The organism is Mariniflexile aquimaris (genome assembly GCF_042676825.1).
GTDB classification, from domain to species: domain Bacteria; phylum Bacteroidota; class Bacteroidia; order Flavobacteriales; family Flavobacteriaceae; genus Mariniflexile; species Mariniflexile aquimaris.
Genome location: NZ_JBHTIB010000008.1, coordinates 656,630 through 677,817 on the forward strand (window position 1 = coordinate 656,630; position 21,188 = coordinate 677,817).

General features: G+C 35.1%; 10 protein-coding genes. All 10 read left to right on the forward strand.

Annotated elements, in window-relative coordinates:
* Window position 1: 1 nt before the first annotated feature.
* A complete protein-coding gene (locus ACFQ0I_RS07665; protein ID WP_379940926.1) occupies window positions 2–1,720 on the forward strand; it encodes a RagB/SusD family nutrient uptake outer membrane protein in 1,719 nt (572 codons plus the stop codon).
* 38 nt (window positions 1,721–1,758) lie between these two features.
* Window positions 1,759–2,895, forward strand: a complete 1,137-nt coding sequence (locus ACFQ0I_RS07670; protein WP_379940928.1) for a DUF5627 domain-containing protein — start codon at window positions 1,759–1,761, stop codon at window positions 2,893–2,895.
* 203 nt (window positions 2,896–3,098) lie between these two features.
* Entirely contained in the window at window positions 3,099–6,620 is a 3,522-nt protein-coding gene (locus ACFQ0I_RS07675; RefSeq protein ID WP_379940929.1) for a sulfatase-like hydrolase/transferase, read from the forward strand.
* Between the two features lie 95 nt (window positions 6,621–6,715).
* Window positions 6,716–8,083, forward strand: coding sequence for a family 43 glycosylhydrolase (locus ACFQ0I_RS07680; RefSeq protein WP_379940931.1), 1,368 nt, complete (start codon window positions 6,716–6,718; stop codon window positions 8,081–8,083).
* 46 nt (window positions 8,084–8,129) lie between these two features.
* Window positions 8,130–10,403 carry a glycoside hydrolase family 3 N-terminal domain-containing protein gene (locus tag ACFQ0I_RS07685; RefSeq protein WP_379940932.1) on the forward strand — a complete coding sequence of 758 codons (2,274 nt, stop codon included), beginning with the start codon at window positions 8,130–8,132 and terminating at the stop codon, window positions 10,401–10,403.
* A 1-nt stretch (window position 10,404) separates the two neighbouring features.
* Window positions 10,405–11,538 (forward strand): glycoside hydrolase family 88/105 protein, encoded by a 1,134-nt coding sequence (locus ACFQ0I_RS07690; RefSeq protein WP_379940934.1) that lies wholly within the window; start codon window positions 10,405–10,407, stop codon window positions 11,536–11,538.
* A 21-nt stretch (window positions 11,539–11,559) separates the two neighbouring features.
* Entirely contained in the window at window positions 11,560–13,131 is a 1,572-nt protein-coding gene (locus ACFQ0I_RS07695) for a T9SS type A sorting domain-containing protein (protein WP_379940936.1), read from the forward strand.
* Between the two features lie 300 nt (window positions 13,132–13,431).
* The gene (locus tag ACFQ0I_RS07700) at window positions 13,432–16,410 is read left to right on the forward strand and encodes a carbohydrate-binding protein (protein WP_379940938.1); all 2,979 of its coding nucleotides are present in this window, start codon (window positions 13,432–13,434) and stop codon (window positions 16,408–16,410) included.
* 179 nt (window positions 16,411–16,589) lie between these two features.
* A complete protein-coding gene (locus ACFQ0I_RS07705; protein WP_379940940.1) occupies window positions 16,590–17,456 on the forward strand; it encodes a T9SS type A sorting domain-containing protein in 867 nt (288 codons plus the stop codon).
* A gap of 307 nt (window positions 17,457–17,763) precedes the next feature.
* Window positions 17,764–21,171 (forward strand): T9SS type A sorting domain-containing protein, encoded by a 3,408-nt coding sequence (locus ACFQ0I_RS07710; protein WP_379940941.1) that lies wholly within the window; start codon window positions 17,764–17,766, stop codon window positions 21,169–21,171.
* The last annotated feature ends 17 nt before the right edge of the window (window positions 21,172–21,188 follow it).

Below are 21,188 nucleotides of genomic sequence, written 5' to 3' on the forward strand. Positions count from 1 at the left end.
AATGAAAAATTTAATAAAATATATATTAGTTGGGGTAGTTTTTACCGGCATGATTGCCTGTGATAACTTGGAACCTATCGATGAAAATAGGTTAGACTTTGATTTTGTAAATTCAAATCCTGCAGCTGCAGAAGGGATATTATTACAAGGGTATTCTGGTATAATCAATCAATTTGTATTTTCTGATGCGGCCACCGATGATGCTGTAAATAATGTTTTGGATGACAATTACAAACGTATGGCTCTTGGTGAGTTGTCAGCTCAATTTAATCCGGCTTCGCGTTGGAATAGTTTTGAGCGCGTATTCTGGGTTAACCGTTTCTTACAAATTATTGATGCTGGTGAGATAGTATGGAACAGAGATGAAGACATCAATGAACTGTTTAAACTTCGTATGAAGGGAGAGGCACTAGCGCTTAGAGCCTTGCATCACTTTTATGTGTTGCAAGCACATGCAGGTAAAGGGCCTTCAGGTGAATTATTGGGAATTCCATATTTTACGGAGTTTATAGAAGCTGATGGTAATTTTAATACACCACGATTGTCTTTTGCAGCTTCTGTTCAGGCGATTATCGCAGATTTTGATGAGGCACTTACGTTGTTGCCAACAGATTATTCAGATAGTCAAGCTTCTGTGGATCCTTGGTATGCAAGTTATGATTTTGGGAAGTATAAAGTTGTTAATGGTGCTCAATATAACTTACGTATATCTGGTAGAATTGTAAAGGCACTTAAAGCACGTTTGGCGTTGTTTGCGGCCAGTCCATCGTTCTTGAATGGTCAAAATGGGTACTATACTTTGGCAGCAAATGCGGCAAGTGAAGTGTTGAATACTAGAGGAGGTGTTTCTGGTTTATCATCAAATGGTGTTGAATTCTATACATCAGATAATATAGATAATGCCGAAATACTATGGCGTGCATCTATTGCTGGTAATAGTTCAACTTACGAAAAAAGAATGTTTCCACCTTCTGTAAATGGTAGAGGAGAGATAAATCCAACTCAAAACCTTGTAAGTGCATTTCCTATGAAAAATGGATATCCAGCTACTACGGCGAATGGTTATGACCCTCAAAGCCCTTATGCGAACAGAGACCCACGATTAGAAAAATACATAGTTCTTAACGGATCGTCTTTTGGAGGAGGAACAATTAAAACTGGTGTTGGAGGCGGTATTGATAGATTGGATTCAATCCCTCAATTTTCCACAAGAACAGGGTATTATCTTAAAAAGTTGTTGCGTCCAGATGTTAGACTTAATAATGATAACACCTCAGTTGATAAAAGACACTTTGATGTTTATTTTAGGTATACAGAGTTGTTCTTAATATTTGCAGAAGCAGCTAATGAAGTTGGTGGTCCAGACCAATCAATTAATGGCATGACAGCGCGTAACGTTATTGCTGCTATACGACAAAGAGCTGGTATAACACAACCAGATGCTTATTTAGCAACAATTACAACTAAAGAAGCTATGAGAGCGCTTATAAGAAACGAACGCCGTTTAGAACTTAGTTTTGAAGGTCATAGATTCTGGGATCTTAGAAGATGGGGATTAGATTTGAATGAAACAGCAAAAGGTTATTTTAACGATGGAACTAGTTATGTAGAACTTCCTTCCGTTGAAAACAGAAATTATCAATCCTTTGCCACTTACATGCCAATTCCTAACGATGAAACGTTGAAGTTTTCAGAACTTTTACAAAATCAAGGTTGGTAAGATAATTTGTACTTTATAAGAATTAAAAAACATTAGATATGAAATTAAAAATAATTATAATATTCGCTGTTGTCCTTGGTTTAATGGGATGCGAAAACCAGGACATAGAATTTGACGATTTTGGTTCAACTTCAGTGTATTTCCCATTTCAAACGCCTATTAGAACTTTAATATTAGGTGAGTATGATTTAGGGTTTAATGAAAATGATAATAACGGTCGTTTCGAAATCGGTGTTACCATGTCCGGAGTTTATGAAAACAAGAAAAAAAGACTGGTATATTTTGAACTCGCTCCTGAGTTGATAGACGCTACGTTATTAGGTGTAGATTCGGTAAATGTGCAGATATTGCCTTCTGCATATTACACCATCGAACAATCAAGTCCGGTAACTATTCCTGCCGGTTCTATTAAAGGGCGTATACCCGTACAACTTAACGATGCGTTTTTTGATGACCCGCTTTCGTTTGCTGGCGATAATGAGGTGCACTATGTAATTCCACTAAAAATTACAGATTATGAAGCATTGGATTCTTTACTAACAGGTGTGCCTTTGGTCGATAACCCTATCAAGATATATTCAGATCATTGGAAAACAAAACCCAAAGATTATACACTTTTCGGTATTAAGTATATGAATAAATACCAAGGGATGTATCTAAGACGTGGTGAGGATAAGGTTGTAGGAACTTCTCAAAAGTTTACAGTTTTAACTGGAACTACAGAAACAACCAATATTGATGGCTCCACAGTTTATAAAGCTGAATTCGTTGAACGCGATGAAGTAACTCCAATATCAACTGCAGGAAGAAATATAGCAATTAGTACTAATCTTGTTAGAAGGCCAGGTATTGCGAGCAATAGCACTGTGTCTTTAAAATTAACATTCAATGCTAATGAAGAAATAACAATAAGTAATGCTGATGACAATAGTAGTGTTGCTATAACAGGTTCTGGAAAATGGGTAGTAGATGGCGATGAATGGGGTGGAAAAAAGCGAGATGTAATTTATTTAGATTACCAATATCGAGACCTTGAGGTTGTTGAGGAATTGGTATTTGGTACTGTACGATCTAGAACAACAGTTGATTTGATGCATACGGTTAAAGATACTTTAGTGATTAGAGATAGAAATGTAAAATTCGAAGAATTTACAGTTCAATTAACAGGATTGTAATTTTCATTTGATTTCTTACAAACTGAAATTGAATATTTATTCGTTTTAAGTTAAATAGCCGTCTCATAAACTAGAGACGGCTTATTTATTTAATTCTTTCGGCATAGAGCAGGACAGAACTTAATCGTGTTTGGTTTAATTTTAGACATTATTCTGTATTTTTTACAACATTTTAATTAATTCTATAAAATAATAAATTTCTCATGTTTAAAAATAGTATCCTATTAGTAATATTTACTACGTTATTTAGTTTGAATGTTACTAATGCTCAAAAAACAAATAATCAAGATAAACCAAACATCATTTTCATCTTAACAGACGATCAACGTTTTGATGCTATTGGTTATGCAGGAAATAAATATGTGCAAACACCAGAAATGGATAATTTGGCATCTACTGGCACCTATTTTAATAATGCGATTGCTAGTACACCCATTTGTGCAGCAAGTAGAGCAACACTCTGGACAGGTTTGTATGAGCGCTCTCATAACTATAATTTTCAAACAGGAAATATTAGAGATGAGTATATGAATAATGCCTATCCACAGCTTTTAAAAAGTAATGGGTATTACACAGGTTTTTTTGGGAAATTTGGTGTTAAATATGCAGATTTTAAATCGCAATTTGATGTCTATGATGATTATGACAGAGATACAAGATATAAAGATAAAAGAGGCTATTTTTACAAAACGATTGATAATGATACCGTCCATTTAACACGATATACTGGACAGCAGGCTATCGATTTTATAGATGAATCGCCAAAAGATAAGCCATTTTGTTTGTCATTAAGTTTTAGTGCGCCACATGCTCACGATCCCGCTCCCGATCAATATTTTTGGCAAAAAGAATCAGACCAATTGTTGGCCGATACCACCATTCCTGGTCCCGAATTAGCCGACGATAAATATTTTAATGTACTTCCTAAATTTGTAAGAGACGGATTTAACAGATTACGTTGGACCTGGCGTTATGATACCCCAGAAAAGTATCAGCATAGCCTAAAGGGGTATTACAGAATGATTTCTGAAATCGATAATGAAATCGCTAAAATAAGAGCAAAATTAAAAGAAAAGGGATTAGATAAAAATACCGTAATTATCGTAATGGGCGATAATGGCTATTTTTTAGGAGAGCGTCAATTAGCTGGTAAATGGCTTATGTATGATAATTCTATACGCGTTCCTTTAATCATTAACGACCCTAGGATAAATAAACATCAAGACATTAACGACATGGCACTTAATGTGGATGTGCCTGCTACCATCGCCGATATTGCTGGCGTTCCATTACCAAAAACATGGCAAGGTAAAAGTTTACTTCCAATCGTAAAACAAGAAACAAATACTATTGGTAGAGACACCATTTTAATCGAGCACCTATGGGATTTTACAGAAATACCACCAAGTGAAGGGGTACGTACTAAAGAATGGAAATATTTCAGGTATGTAAATGATAAAAGTGTAGAAGAATTATATCATCTTGCTAAAGACCCTAAGGAAACTAAAAACCTAATAGCACATAAAAAATATCAAAAGATTGCAGCAGCATTACGATCTAAATGCGATGAGCTAATAAAGGAGCATAGCGACAAATACAGAAATCCACCTATTGATTTAACAATAGAATTAATAAGAGAACCAAATGATGGCGTTAAAATTTTAGATACCAAGCCAGAATTTGGATGGACGGTGCCTTCAGAATCAAAATATCAATCGGCCTATCAAATTTTAGTAGCTGCATCAAAAAAAGATATAGATAATAATAACGGTCCTATTTGGGATAGCCACGAAGTGCGCTCTAACCTTTCCTCAAATATAGAATATAAGGGAAGTTCTCTTGAAATTGGAAAAACTTACTATTGGAAAGTTCGTATTTGGGATGAAAATAACAGATTGGTAGATTATTCCCAACCACAGCAATTCACGATGGGTAAAAGTGATAATTACATGCTTTCAACCGAGAATAAAACAGTGGTAAGCAAAATAAAGCCTGAACTTTTTGAAAATCGAGGCAATTTCCATTTTATAGATTTTGGTAAAGCCGCATTTGCAACTTTAGAGTTTAATTACAAAGCTAAAAAACCACACACATTAACCATCAGAATTGGTGAAATGTTAGATGGACAAAACATTAATAGAACACCTCCTGCCAAAAGTAATATTCGTTATCAAGAAGTTAAGGTAAATGTTGTTCCTGGTAAAACAAGATATCAAATAGCGATTAAAGCAGACGAAAGAAACACCTTACCTAATAAAGCGATTGCTTTACCTAAGGGTTTGCCGGTTTTAATGCCGTTTAGATATGCAGAAGTTGAAGGAAACAAAGAACCAATTTCAGCATCCGATTTTGAACAATTAGCATATCATACCTATTGGGATGAAAAGGCAAGTAATTTTGAAAGTAATAACACGATTTTAAATCAGGTATGGGATTTATGTAAATATTCAATTAAGGCAACCACATTTAATGGGTTGTATGTAGATGGAGAAAGGGAACGTATCCCTTATGAAGCCGATGCATATTTAAATCAGTTAAGTCATTACACGACCGATAGAGAGTATGCCATGGCAAGACGTACCATCGAGTATTTTATGGAACATCCTACGTGGCCAACAGAGTGGCAACAACATGTAGCCTTGTTAATTTATGCCGATTATATGTATACCGGCAATACCGAATTAATTGAGCGCTACTACGAAGCTTTAAAACATAAAACGCTTTACGAATTGTCTAATGAAGATGGTTTAATTACTTCAACAAAAGTGACGCCCGAATTTATGTATAAATTAGGGTTTAAGGAAGGTTACAATAAGCCACTTACCGATATTGTAGATTGGCCATTAGCAAACTTTAACGGAAGTAAAACCAAAGGCGAACACGACGGTTTTGTATTCAAACCTTATAGCACAGTCATTAATTCATTTTTCTATGAAAACATGAAAATTATGGCAGAATTTGCAAAATTACTAGGGAAAACAGAAGAATCACTTGATTTTGAGTATCGCGCAGCTAAAGTTAAAAAAGCAGTTAACGAGCAAATGTTTAACAAAGAGCTAGGTATTTATGTTGACGGCATTGGCACAGACCATAGTTCGTTACACGCCAACATGATGCCTTTAGCTTTCGGATTAGTGCCAGAAGCGCACTATAAAACAGTGTTAGATTTTGTGAAATCCCGCGGAATGGCCTGCAGTGTATATGGTTCTCAATTTTTAATGGATGGCCTTTATAATGCCGGTGAAGCCGATTATGCCTTACAATTATTAACCAGCACCGATAAAAGAAGCTGGTACAACATGATTCGAGTGGGCTCTACAATTACTTTAGAGGCTTGGGATTTAGAATATAAAAATAATTTAGATTGGAATCATGCTTGGGGAGCAGTACCGGCAAATGTAATTCCTAGAGGATTATGGGGTATTAAGCCTAAAACACCTGGTTTTGGTATCGCCAGCATTAAGCCTCAAATGAGTAATCTAAAATCAAGTAGTATAGAAGTGCCCACGGTTTTAGGAACCATAAAAGCAGATTACAAATATAAAGGTGCAAGATTACAAACTTATGAAATTGAGATTCCTGCAAATATGGTTGCTGAATTTTCATTAAATAATCTTGATGGTAAGGATTTGATACATAATGGAGAAAAAATTCCATCTGCATTTGATTCTATCAGATTAGCACCAGGTAAACATATTATTGAATTAAAAATAAACTCGTTTTAAATTTCTGGAAACTCAAAATATCTAGCCATCGATCAAATTGTTTGGTTTAAAAACGATAAAAGTTTAAGAGAAATTACATGTAAATGCGTTAGTTGATGGCTAGTAAATTAAAAATATTGAATAATAGGGTATTGAACGTCATGTTCTTTATGGCTGTGTATGTTTTGGCAGCTCAAAACCCTATTGTTCCAAATAAAGGTCTTAACGATCCACATGTTCATATTTTTAATGATACAGCTTATGTGTATGCGTCTCACGATAAATCCATCGATAATAAAGAATTTATAATGGAAGATTGGTGGATTTGGTCTTCGCCAGATTTAGTTAACTGGACTGAGCGTAGTAGGTTAAACCCAGAAAACACTTATATAGTGAAGCCGTTTACTAGTTGTTGGGCAACCGATGTTGCAGAAAAAAACGGTAAATATTACTGGTATTTTTCAGAAGGAAACCAGCAAACCGGAGTGGTTGTAGGTAATTCACCTGTAGGACCTTGGTCAGATCCATTAAAAAAACCGTTGTTAACTTCAGATTTAACACCAACCCACGAATACGACATGGCGGTTTTTGAAGACAAAGGTGAACATTATATCATATTTGGGGTATGGGATTATTACATAGCCAAGTTGAATGACGATATGATAAGTCTTGCCGAAACGCCAAAAAAGATTATTATCAACAATCCGAGAGGTCCCTATAATCCGGATGGGAAAAACATAGAAAAACCTACAGATGACAAACCATTTGTACACAAATATAATGGTAAGTATTATTTGTCTTGGGGTTGTTTTTATGCCATGTCCAATAATGTATATGGCCCATACGATTACAAAAATTCAATTATTCAAAAAGAAAGTTTTGCAAAAGGCTACGATAGTCCAACCTGGCCAAATGGGTTTTTACAAGGGAGGCATGGTTCTTTTTTTCAATGGCACAACCAATGGTATTATGCCTATTGCGACATCAGTCAAACAGGCAATCGCTATTTTAGAGACACCTTTCTAAGTTACGTTCATTACAAAGAAAATGGAGAAATGGCAACAATTCGGGTTGATGGTATTGGTGTTGGAAACTATAATGCTAATGTTCCAAAAATTGAAGCTGAGGATTATTTTAAGTCAGACGGATTTGTAAAGAAAGAATTAGGTAGTGGCTTTGTTGTAGAAACAAATAAAAAAACAAGTGCATTACATTTTCCTAATGTGGCTAGATTGGAAAATAAATCGCTACTTAAAATGACATTAAAGGCGTCTGCTGGAGGCGAATTTACAGTTCAATTAAGGAACAATGATGCCCAAGGGGACTTAATTACTGAAAAGAAAATACGATTGAATGCATCTCAAGGTGATTTTAGTGAAATAACTATGAAATTAAAATCAATTAAGAATAAAAAAAATATCTGTTTTGTTTTTAAGCAAAAGGGTGATAACGTATTGGTAATTGATTCTTTTTCAATACAATAGTAATTATTAAATATAGTAAACAATAGAAATTAAAATATAATTAGAAATGAATAAAATAGTTTTGTTGCCTTTAGTCTTTTTGAGTTTGTTTTTTCAAGTCAATTGTCAATCAAAAAAGTCTTTTGAAAAATATAAAGATGCGTCCTTATCTGTTGATGAGCGCGTTGAGGCCTTATTGCCGTTATTGTCTTTAGAAGAAAAAGTAGCCCAAATGCGAATTTTTCATGCCAATATTGGTGTGGATGCTGATAGCAAAGGGAATTTAAAACTATCTGATAAAGTCGTTGAAAAATTAAAATTGGGAACAGCAGGTATTAAAAACCCTGGTGAACATATGGACGCCGTTGCAGCTGCAAAATTCAATAACGTACTTCAAAAATATATTATTGAAAATAATCGCTGGGGAATTCCAGGGTTATTTGTTACCGAGTCTTACAATGGCGTGGATGCCGAAGGTTGCACCAAGTTTGGAAGACCTATAAATTCTGCAGCGTCGTTTAATTCAGATTTGGTTTATAAAATTTGGGATGTTGTTGGAAAAGAAGCGCGTTTACGCGGGATGCATATGTGCCATTCTCCTGAAGCCGATTTAGTTCGCGACCCACGTTTCGGCAGAATGTCTGAAGCCTTTGGAGAAGATACGTATTTAACAACTCAAATGGTAACAAATGCCATAAAAGGCGTGCAAGGAAACTATGAAGGATTAGGCAAAGGCACGCATATAGGTGCCGTGGCTAAACATTTTGCTGGTTATGGGCAAGTTTTGGGAGGTACTAATTTTGCTGCCATCGAAATTTCTGAACGTACTTTAATTGATGAAATCTATCCGCCTTTTGAAGCGGCAGTTAAAGATGCAAAAACACTTGGAATTATGGCATCACATGGCGATTTAAACGGCATTGCTAGTCATGGTAATCCAGAATTATTAACAGGTGTGTTAAGAGATCAATGGGGTTTTAATGGCTATGTGGTTTCCGATGCTAACGATATTGGTCGTTTACATTATTTTATGAAGGTTGCCGAAACGCCAGAAGCAGCGGCCTTATTGGGCTTAAATGCAGGTGTTGATATCGATTTGTATGCAGAAGATGCTTATGCGCTTCTTCCAGAAATGGTAAAGAAAAATCCTGAAATTGAAACCTTAATCGATAGATCGGTAAGACGTGTTTTAAGAACGAAGTTTATTCTTGGGCTTTTCGATAATCCATATATAAAGATTTCTGAAGTTGAAAAAGGGGTTCGTGCTAAATCGTCTTTAGATTTGGCGAAGGAATCAGATTTAGAATCCATCATTTTATTAAAAAATGAGAATAATATATTACCGCTCGATAAAAATAAGCCAACAAAAATCGCACTTTTAGGGCCTTTAGTAAAGCCTTCAACAAAAAAAATGTTCGAAACTGCAGCAAGCTCTAATGTTTCATTTATCGCCGAAAAAGGGTTTGATTTAACCGATGGAAAAGGTGGTGCACCTAATTTGTTGGAAAGAGATCCTGTCGCCATAGAAAAAATGGTTGAAATGGCTAGAAAAAGCGATGTTGCCATTGTGTTTGTAGGTGGTGATGAATTCACTTCTAAAGAAGCGTTTTTTACGAATGCCATTGGAGACAGAGCAAGTATAGACCCAGTAGGAGCGCAAGACGAATTGGTTGAAAAACTGAAAGCTACAGGAAAACCTGTTATTGTGGTATTAAAACACCGTAGAACTTTATCTATTAATGTATTTTCAGAACAAGCGGATGCTATTCTGGATACTTGGGATTTAAGTGAATTTGGCGATGAATCAACTGCGAGAATTATTTTTGGAGATGCTTCACCGTCAGGGAAATTACCTGTAACCGTACCAAGAACTATTGGACAGATCCCTTTTCATTATTCAATGAAAGAAATAAATTATAAAAAAGGATATTTATTTTTAAAAGATGGACCGTTGTATCCGTTCGGTTTTGGGTTAAGCTATGCTAAGTTTGAGTATTCTAATTTGAAATTATCAAACAATGATATGACAGCTAATTCTGAAATTGAAGTAACGGTAGAAGTAAAAAATACCAGTATTGTAAAAGCGAAAGAAGTCGTTCAAATGTATATTAAAGATGACATTGGCTCGGTTACGCGACCTGATAAAGAATTAAAAGCATTCGAAAAAATCGAATTGAACCCAGGCGAATCCAAAGTTGTAAAGTTTAAAATACATCCTAAAATGTTAGAATTTACAGGACTTAAAATGGAGAAAACATTGGAAGCAGGAGATTATACCGTAATGGTTGGAACCTCTTCACAAGAATATTTAAAAACATCGTTTAAACTTAAAACAAATTAAAATGGTTAAAGTATCAGTAGTTAAATTTATTACATTTTTTGCAGCTGTAAATTTATTATTGGGGTGTAAAGTTTCAGCCCAAACCAATACCCTCGACAAAAATTTCATAAAGGCTTCCATGATTAAAGCATTAGAATGGCAAGAAGCGCATCCAATTTTTGCGATTGCACCTACCGATTGGACAGCTGGAGCTTATTACACAGGTGTTGCGAAAGCGCATCAGGCCACCAAAGACCAAATGTACATGGCAGCGCTTAAAAATCAGGCTTACTGGAATAATTGGCAGACGTATAGTAGGTTGCATCATGCCGATGACGTTGCTATTTCTTATAGTTATTTGTACATCGATATAAATGATGGTAGACGAGATTTCGTGGATTTAGAACCAACAAAAAAATTCTTAGATGCCCATTTATTTGAAGATAATGTGTGGAAAAAAGGAACAGATAAGAGTGAATATGGCAGAACTATTTTGTGGTGGTGGTGCGATGCCTTATTTATGGCACCTCCAGTACTTAACCTTTATGCGAAGCATACAAAACAGCCTAAATATTTAGACGAGATGCATAAGTTTTATATGCAGACCTATAATCAACTGTATGATAAAGAGGAGCAATTATTTGCACGCGACATGCGATTTGTATGGACAGGTTCAGATAAAGACCAAAAAGAGCCTAACGGAAAAAAAATATTTTGGTCGCGTGGTAATGGGTGGGTAATTGCCGGTTTAGCTTTAATTTTAGAAGATATGCCAAAAGAGTACGAACATCGTCCTTTTTATGAAAACCTGTTTAAGGAAATGGCAGAGAAAATTATATCAATACAACCCAAAGATGGCGTGTGGAGAACGAGTTTATTGTGTCCTGAAACCTATAACCATGGTGAAGTAAGTGGCAGTGCCTTTCATACCTTCGCTTTAGCATGGGGTATTAACAATGGCTTGCTAGATAAAAAGTATACGCCTGCAGTAAAAAAAGCTTGGAACGGTTTAGTTAAATGTCAACATAAAGATGGTCGTGTAGGTTGGGTGCAAAACATTGGAGCATTTCCTGAACCGGCATCTTATGATAGCTATCAAAATTTTGGAACAGGTGCTTTTTTAATGGCAGGGAGTGAGATTCTAAAAATGCAATAACAATTAGTAAATAGATAAATTATGAGAATAAATATAGCTAAGAAATTCGTGCTTATTTTATCGCTATTATTTTTTGGCTATGAGGTAAATGCGCAAGTACTATGGTATGGAGATCCTAATTTATCTGTTAACGATAATTTTAGACGATTAGATTCTGATGGTAATAGTAACCCTACAGGGACTGAATGTGTTGATGATCCAAATAATGTGCCTTTTGTAACCACTCCTGTTGATGCTGAGTTTGGTAAATTTTGGCGTGTTACGAAGCCAACATCCAGAAAACGTGCCGAATTAGCAAGAACTACAGGAGATGTAAATAGTTTTGTTCCACAGAATGGTGGCACCTACTATTACGGATGGCGCTGGCGCATCAATGCGACACCTAATCTTACAGGTGGTATTGCAGTTTTTCAATGGAAGACTGACGATGGTGGTGATATCAATAATAATAAACAGAACTATCCATTTAATATGGAATATGATGGGACGTTTTTAAGTCTCCATGCTTTTGGTCCAGCTGAACCTAATTGGAATAGACCTGGGTCAATAACCCAAAGAAGGACCACATTATGGAAACAAGCAGTTTCAGAAAACCAATGGGTAAGTTTTGTTGTTAAAGTAAATGTAGCCGATTCGTACGATAGTGTGAATAATCGATATCAAGGTTATATAGAGTTTTGGTTTAATGGTGTACAGCAAACATTGTCGAATAGCGATTTTGATCAATATCAAGTAGTGCTCGCAAATGCTAATACAAGAGCCTATCATAAAACATTTGATGGTATTGAGGTGTACCCGAAGTGGGGAGCTTATAATCAAAACGCCTGTGATTTTGAAGTGATTACAGATTTTGATGACATGCGTGTTGCTTCAACATACCTTGAAGCACTTCCTAGTGGTTCAAATGGTGGAAATCCAACCAATGGTTTAGAAGGAAAATATAAAATTAAGCACAGTATAACGGGGAAGTATTGGACTGTAGACATTGCAAATTCAAATATTATTACAGCCGATGAAATTTCGCCAAATAATGATGCACAAATTTTTGAAGTGAAATCTGTTGGTTCTAATGGTTATTATAATATTTCATGTACACTTACGGGATGGGATGCAGTAAGATTTGAATCGCTTAATGTTTATCCTACTACAACTGCAACTCCAACTACAGATACAAATAACACAAGAATTTTTGAGTTTGTTTCTAACGGTTCTGGCGCATACGATATCCATACGCCACAGACAACTACTGGAAGGTATGCATATGATAATTCGGGTGATGTTAATTACACAAGTTCAGCTACAGCTAACACGAAATGGCTATTAGAAAATACGAATCCACTTAGTAATGCAGATTTTGATAGAAATTCAGTTTTCATTTCTAACCCAATAGATAACGAAATTATAATTGATGGATTAGAAAAAAAAGTCAATAAAATTGAAGTGTTTAACATAGATGGCAAAACTATAGTAGTGAAAAACGTAAAAGGGGCATCATCTATACGAATAGACGCTAATACCTTAACCAGTGGTTTATACTTTGTTAAATTTTACGGGGAAGCATCAATATATACAAGAAAAATAATCAAAAGATAGAACCTTAAAAGTAGTGCTATTTGTGAGCAAAAAACAGTTTGATTTTCTATAAAGTCAAACTGTTTTTCTATTTATAAAAGAGATTTACTGTTTAAACTTACTTGTGTTATTTTGATTCATAAATATATCAAGTAACTATAAATTAAAATAACAACTTGTTTTCCATTCTAAATGGTTTACAGTACAGAACAGGATAACAACTGTTTTTTTTATGAATACCTTTATTAATTGCACATAAGGACAAGCTAGTTAGTGGCTTAGTTTTTAAATTGAAAAACACATATTAATTTATATATAATCATGAAGAAAACTACGCCATCAAATAAGCAATTCTTTAAATATTGTTTCTTTTTTGCATGTATCATCTGCTTCCTTTTAAAAGCCGAAGCACAGAGCTATCCTTTTAGTTTGCCAGAAACTATTACGGCCACTTTAAATGTGCAGACTTCTAATAAGGAGCCTTTTAACAATAGGCTAATCGGGTATAATATTCAAGGGTTTAAAACACAAGCACAAAAAGATTTTGTGAAGTTGGTAAATCCAGTTACTATACGTTTTCCTCATGGCGTGTGGGCCAATTTTTATAAATGGCAAACAGATGGGTATCAAGATGATGCTTATGACAATAGAGATCACGAAGAAGCACTGCAAACTTTTGTATGTTGTATTAAAGGAGATATAGATGGAATTGCTGAATTAAATGCAGACCGAAAAGCAATTAATAGCGGTAAGGGTTATGATATGATGTGGACGTATTCCATCAATTTTGATGATGGAGCAAGTAGTGTATCCAGAGCGCAAAAAGACATTGGTCTAGGTTTAGAAGTTAATGCCGTAGAATTAGGGAATGAGCATTTTTGGTTAGGTCAACGTTCTTTAAGAACTGAAACTCCAGAAATGTATTTAGCAGCGGCATCTGAGGTTTCCAGTGCTTTAAAAACAGCGTTTCCAGATATTAAATTATCAATACCATTAAGTTGGAGAAGAAGCCACGAAGCCTATAATAATACTATTAAAGGCAATGGCAATTATTTTGATGCTATTTCGCTTCATAAATATATGGGCGCAGATCCCGATGTACCAGGTGAAAGTGATAGTGCCTATAGCTCCTTGTTAACGGCAAAATTACAATTAGAAGAAGATGCCAACTGGGTGCGGAGTTTTGCTCCAGGAAAACCTATTTGGTTAACCGAATGGGGCGTTTCGGCAGGAAGCAACGATAATGTACACGCTGCCGCTTGTTTAGGTATGGCAGATGTGTATATGTTTATGTCCGAAAATCAAGATGTATACGAACGCGCTAACTGGTTTATTTTTAATAGAGTGCTTAATGCCATGGTGGTGCTTGATAGTAATAAAGAACCCGTATATCCATTGCAAAAAAGAGGCTATTTATCAACCTACGAAATTATACAAGATGTTTTTAGAGACGCAACCATGCTTGATGGAATTGTAACTTCTTCGTCTCAATTAACAGTTTCGAGAGGTTCTGTAAATGCCATAAATGCCAGAGCTACAACAAATGAATTTGGCGAAACCAAAGTAATTGCCGTAAATCTTACGGACAAGCCCGTAACCTTCGAATTGAAATTTGATAATGTGGTTTATACAAAAAGCTTTAAACACGAGGCCTTGGTATTTGATAATTTAGGAGTCGTAGCCAACATCGATTATTTTTCTAACCCTTTACAGTTAATAAAAGAAGGTACAGGTACCATTACATTGCCGCCATTATCGGTGAGTAAAATTTCTGGAATTTATTACGATGAATCGATAAAACTAATTCCCGGCATTATTGAAGCCGAAGATTACAAAGCAGGAGGAGAAGGTATTGGTTATTCTGATACGACGCCCGATAACACCCTAAGCCCAGGTGTAGATACCGATGGTGTGGATGTAGGAATGGTTAATGGAATCACTTACGTTGGTGATACCCAAAATGGCGAGTGGTTGAAATACGACGTCAATGTATTGAATACGGGCGATTACGATTTTGAATTTCTATATGCTGCCCAAAATTCGGGAGCATTAGTGAGTATAGAAATTGACGGTGTGTTATTGTTTGATAATTTTTCATTACCGCAAACAGGAAGTGGTACAGATTTTCAAAGCGTGACGAAGTTTATCGTTTATTTAACCAAAGGGCTTCACGAACTAAAAATCAACGTACAAAATGCTGGTTTTAATTTAGATAAACTGAATATTACCTATCTGCCTCCACTAGAAGCACCCACTTTTGTAACACCAAAAAATATAGATAATATAGAGCCAGGAAATAATATTGAAGTACAGGCTACAAGCACCTTAGCATCAGGAAATTTGGCTAGTTTAGCGCTTTATGTAAATAATAATTTAGTTAGAAGTATTACTGCTGCGCCATTTACATGGGGTTATAGTGGGCAAAATGATGTGTTATTAGAAAACATAGCTAGCGGAAATTACACCTTGAAATTAGTGCTAACCGATACTCATAATAGAACCATTGAAAAATCAATAACAGTAACAAGCAATACTTACCCAACCCGACCATTTTCAGGGTCACCACATACAGTTCCCGGAACGATTCAACTTGAAGATTATGATTTTGGTGGACAAGGTTTCGCATTCTCCGATGCCGATGTTGGTAATTCTGGTGGTGTTTATAGAACTCAAGTTGGGGATGATGTAGATGTTTCGGTAGGAGGCACCAATTATATAATAAGCGATTTAAAACCCAATGAATTTACAAGATACACCATTAATGTAACAGAATCTGGACGATACGAAATGATTGTAAATTTCAGAACGTTTTCAACAACTTCAAAATCCTTGGCGGCGTATTTGCTTCCTAAAGATTTATCGTCCTCAACAGAATTATTTTACGACCGTGGCGGCTCCACAACTTCAGGAATTATCAGGTCGGAAGATCAAAGTGGCTCTGTTGTATTTCTTGATTATAAGTCTATAGAATTTGATCTAAATGCTGGTGTTTTTGTTTTAGAATTTAGGATTCCGCAAGGTGGAAACGGGCCTTCTTATGATTATATAACCTTAAATAAAGTAGCTTCCTTAAGTGTTAATGATGTTGCACAAACAAGTAAAAATTTAAAAGTTTACCCAGTGCCTAGTAATGACGGTAGATTTAATTTAGACAAGTACACAGAATGGAAGGTTTACACGGTATTAGGAACCCAAATAGCTAACGGAACAGGTGTTATAGTCGATATTTCTAAGTTTTCAAAAGGGATCTATCTGTTGAAAACACAAGAAGGTATAATGAAGCGGTTAATATTCCAATAATTTTTTTCAAAGTAAAAATAAATGCTAAAAGCTTAAAAACAATAGGGCTTTAAGCAGTTAGGTATGATAAAAATTAGCCACAATAAGACACTATTTGTTAGCTAATCAGGACAATACAGGACAACATTTTTAATTGTACTTCATAATTTAGGGGTATTAATTAATTAAAACTATAACTAATGAAAAAAATTACTTTAAAAATTACAGCATTTTTATTGCTAACCTTGTTTGCGCTACAGGTGCAATCGCAAGAAATAGCACCCTTAGACAGTGATGGGTACGGTTTTTTTAATACAACTTCGCCGGGAACTTGGAAAATTAAATTGAGAGATCAAGTTGATGGTGAGACTCTTTTCTTAACTGTAAACAATAATCTTAAAGCGGTGTGGACTACGGAACTTGAAAATAATCATCCTTCTCAACTTTGGATCTATTCTGAATATACTGCTGGCTCTAGTAATTTTACTATCGCTACTGCAGTTCCAGCTATTGCAGGTCAAGTTTTGAAAGCAGACGTTACTTCCACAGGTTTAGAACCTGATTTAATTATTGGTGCACCTGGTGTACAAGATGAGATGCAGATGAGAAAGTTTTCTAATATTGAAACTGGCTATGCTAGTAATAACAGTTTGCCTGGTCAAAATGCGATTTTACTTGCAAGTGATAAAACTGGTACGGCTTGGGCAACTGCTCCAAATAATGTTAGAATCGGTTCGACACCTGTTAAAAATGCTACTATTAAATTAGGTCAAAGTCAGGTTGCATTGAGGTTTAAATTTATTTCTGCACCATTAAGCAATAATAAATTTGATGCTAGCTCAATTTTTATTTCTAACCCAGTTAAAAATCAATTAAACATTAAAGGACTTACAGACAATGTAAATAAAGTATCTATATTTTCATTACTTGGTCAGGAAGTATTAAGTAAAAAAGTAGACGCACAATCGTCTATTAATATAGATGTTAGTACACTTTCAAAAGGTATGTACATTGTTGAACTATCAGGAGACTCTGGTAAGTTTACAAAGAAGATAATCAAACAATAAGTTAGAAATATAATTCTTTACTTTTTAAAAGACCATTTAATTAATCTTAAATGGTCTTTTTTTGGTCTATATATTTATTAAAAATAAATAATGTTGTTCAAGCTTATTTTATTAATGAATATGTGAATAATTATTTGATCTTCAAATAGAATTAATTATAACAGACAATACAGGACAGTATATCTTCTTGAACCTTTTAATTTTAAAAGATTAAGGATAACAACTTGTAATCTTAAAATCCATGGGTTGTTATTATAGACTAAACGAGTACTTCAATATTTTAGATGACTCAAATAGCATATTTAAAATGATAAGAAAAATACAACTTTTAGTTTTCTGTATTGGTTTTGCAAATACGTTAAACGCTCAAATTTTCACGCAAGATTTTAGTGCTTCAACAAATGTTTCAAGCTATGTAAGTGCAACACCAGATTCTGGTCAATTTAATGGGATATCTCCAGATGGGGCAAATCTTATTACAACCATCAATAACGGTGCTTTAAGATTTAATAGAACAGGTACAGCTTCTATTTATGCTTATCGAAATTTCACATTTAGTACAAATCCAACGTTTGTGCAATTTAAAATGGATTTTGAAGCGTCGGGTAATACAGCTGGGACACAATCTCCAATTTTTAGTGTATTTATAGGCAACGGATTTTCATCAGCGTCTAGTGGAACTACCTCTGCTTATGCAAGTCGATTTGGAATCCTTGTCCAATCTACACCTGGTAATTTTAAAATTGGTACGGTAGATAATATTGGCGGAGCTCCTCAGTCTGCTGAGTTTACGGGTAAGCAAACTATTACCTATGTAGTAAACAACTCTGGTAGCGATCAAACTTATACAGGGCCAGATGCTAGTATAGAAGCAGTAGCCAATGGCAAAATGGATGTTTGGGTTGGAACAACAAGAGGAATTAATGATTTTTCTTTAAAAAACACCGCTTCACCTACAGCTGATATAACAGGATTTAAAATTCAAGCAACTTCAGCTTCGGGAACCGGAGTTTATGATTTTGATAATATTGAAATGAGGGATTTAATAAATGATCCTGTTACCCCTCCTACAATAAATTTACCCGATACCCCGCCTTCATATTTAACATTAACACATCCATTTATTTGGGCTTCTTATCCTGAAAGACAACAAATTGTTGATAATATTCATCAATATACTTGGGCAAGCTCTTTATATAGCCAACTAAAAGCGCGTGTTGATGCTGTAAAAAATGCACATGAATCAAATCCGGCAGCAACATTAAGTGCCATTCCAGCAATTCCAGGCGTGCTTGCAGATAGAACAACACATACCGATATTGTCGCTTCAATGAATGAGGCTTCCATAATGTATTATTTAACCAATGATGCCAGTTATGCGCAATATGCCGCTGATATATTAAGTCATTATATGAAATATTTGGCGGTACAACCTGTTCAAAAATATCAAGAAGTTACCGATGGTCTTATGTTTAATGATGGGTGGTTAGAATCTCGAACTTTATTTCCGCGCATTGCCTTGACTTATGATTTTTTATATAACTATGTAAATGATGCGAATAATACGGTCTATGATTTAGCAATGGGAACAAACATTCAATTTAACGATGCCACAGCGCAAACCACGGTTGCTAATTTGTCAGATATTGTGTTTATGAGTATTAGAGCGCCAAAAAGTAATCACTCTGTTTTAGCTGGTAATGGTAACTTATTTAATCTTTTAATGATATCAGATGATACTAAAAGAGAACAATATTTTGATCGATTCTACAATAATACAAGCGAAACGTTTGATGCCTATACATGGACACTAAATAATTTTACTGAAAATGGGGTGTGGCCAGAAACCTTTAGTTATTCGAAAGAGTCTCATGCGCTTGTTATCCAGTCCATGAATGTTATCGATCGTTACAAACCAAGTTTGGATTTGGTAAATAATAACATACAAATTTTAGATGGTTACATTGGTTATGCCAATTGGATTTATCCTTCAGATGAGTTAATGCGTTTTGGCGATACCGGAACAGAAGGCGATATGAATGAAGGCTACCAATGGATACTGCGCATTGCAAACCGAAAAAATCTACCAACGTATTCGCAATTCGCAAAGCAAAACCTAAAGTATTATTACGAAAAAGCTGGGGGTTATAACCCTCAAATTGTAACCGATAGATTAGAATTTACAAGTCCTCTACAGCTATTATGGGGCGAAAATGTTGAGGAAACCCAAACCGTTGTGCCTCCTAATACGGAATCCACATATAATCTAAAACATGCAGGAATCGTGGTTCAAAGAAATTATAATACCCCAGATATAATAAACGATGGTATGATGTATTATTCTGGTGGAGCGGCCTATGTGCATACCCATTCAACAGGAATTGACATGGAATTGTATGGTAAAGGACAAATTTTTGGGGCTGAAAGTGGTAGCGGATCCTATGGATCTGATGAACACGAAAATTATAGAGTGCGTCATGCTGCCCATAACACAGTTATTGTTAATGGTTCTGGAAAACGAGGAGGAAACAATTGGCTGACTAAAGTCGCAAATGTTGATTTATTGGATTCGGAACCTAAATCTTTTGGCGTTCCTATTGCAACTAACTTTTCATTTTCAACACAATATATCAATGATGCTTTTAATAGTTGTGAACAACAACGTACTAATAGTATCATTCGTACAAGTGCAACAACAGGGTATTATTTTGATATTTTAAGATCAAATGGCAAAGTATCTAATAATTACCATGATTATATTTATCACAATATTGGTGATGCTGTATCCTTAACATTTTCAGATGATACAAATGTTCCATTAAGCACTTCTACTAAATATGCCACCGATAGTGTTGGGGATGTTACAGGCTGGACATTTTTTGAAAATGTAAATTCATCAGCTTTAACAACGCAAGCCGTAAACGCAACCTTTGCTTTAAATACGGTTAATAAATACATGAATGTTTTAATTCCAGAAGGTATTAACCGCGAATATGCCACGGCACTCGCCCCTTATACAAAAGGAGCGCTTAACGGGTATAGTAGTAAGCAAACACCTGTTATTACCATGCGTAAATATGGTGAAGCTTGGAATGAACCTTTTATTGCTATTTACGAACCATCGGGGATTGCAGCTAGCACCATAAAATCGACCTCGTATTTGTATGATAATGCTAAAGTTATAGGCGTAAAAGTAGTTTCGGAAGTAAATGGAAAACAAATAACAGACGTGATTATTTCCAACGATAATGATAATTTGTCTGTAAATTTATCCAACTTAAACATTGCTTTTACAGGAAGATTTGCAGTGGTAAGAACGCAGGTAAATACAGGAAGTACAGATGTATCCTTATATATGGGTAAAGGGCAACAGCTAACTTTTATGGATCAAACCATAAATGGCGATAGCGATGGAAAAGCCTATTCGGAGTACAGTTTAAATTACGAATTATCAACAAAAGATATAAGTTTAGCTAAGCGTGTAGTCGCATATCCTAATCCAACTACTGGTATAGTGAATATAGAAGTCCCAAATGCATCATATACTAATATTAGTATAGAAATTTACAATTTGCAAGGTCAGTTAATAAAATCGGGCAAACACAACATTTCTGACGCTAAGATTCATTTAGATTTAAGTGATGTTTCCAAAGGTATTTATGTGCTCAAGCTTAATTTAGATAATCCTAAGTTTATTAAGGTAATTAAGAAATAAAATGGTTTAACATAAAG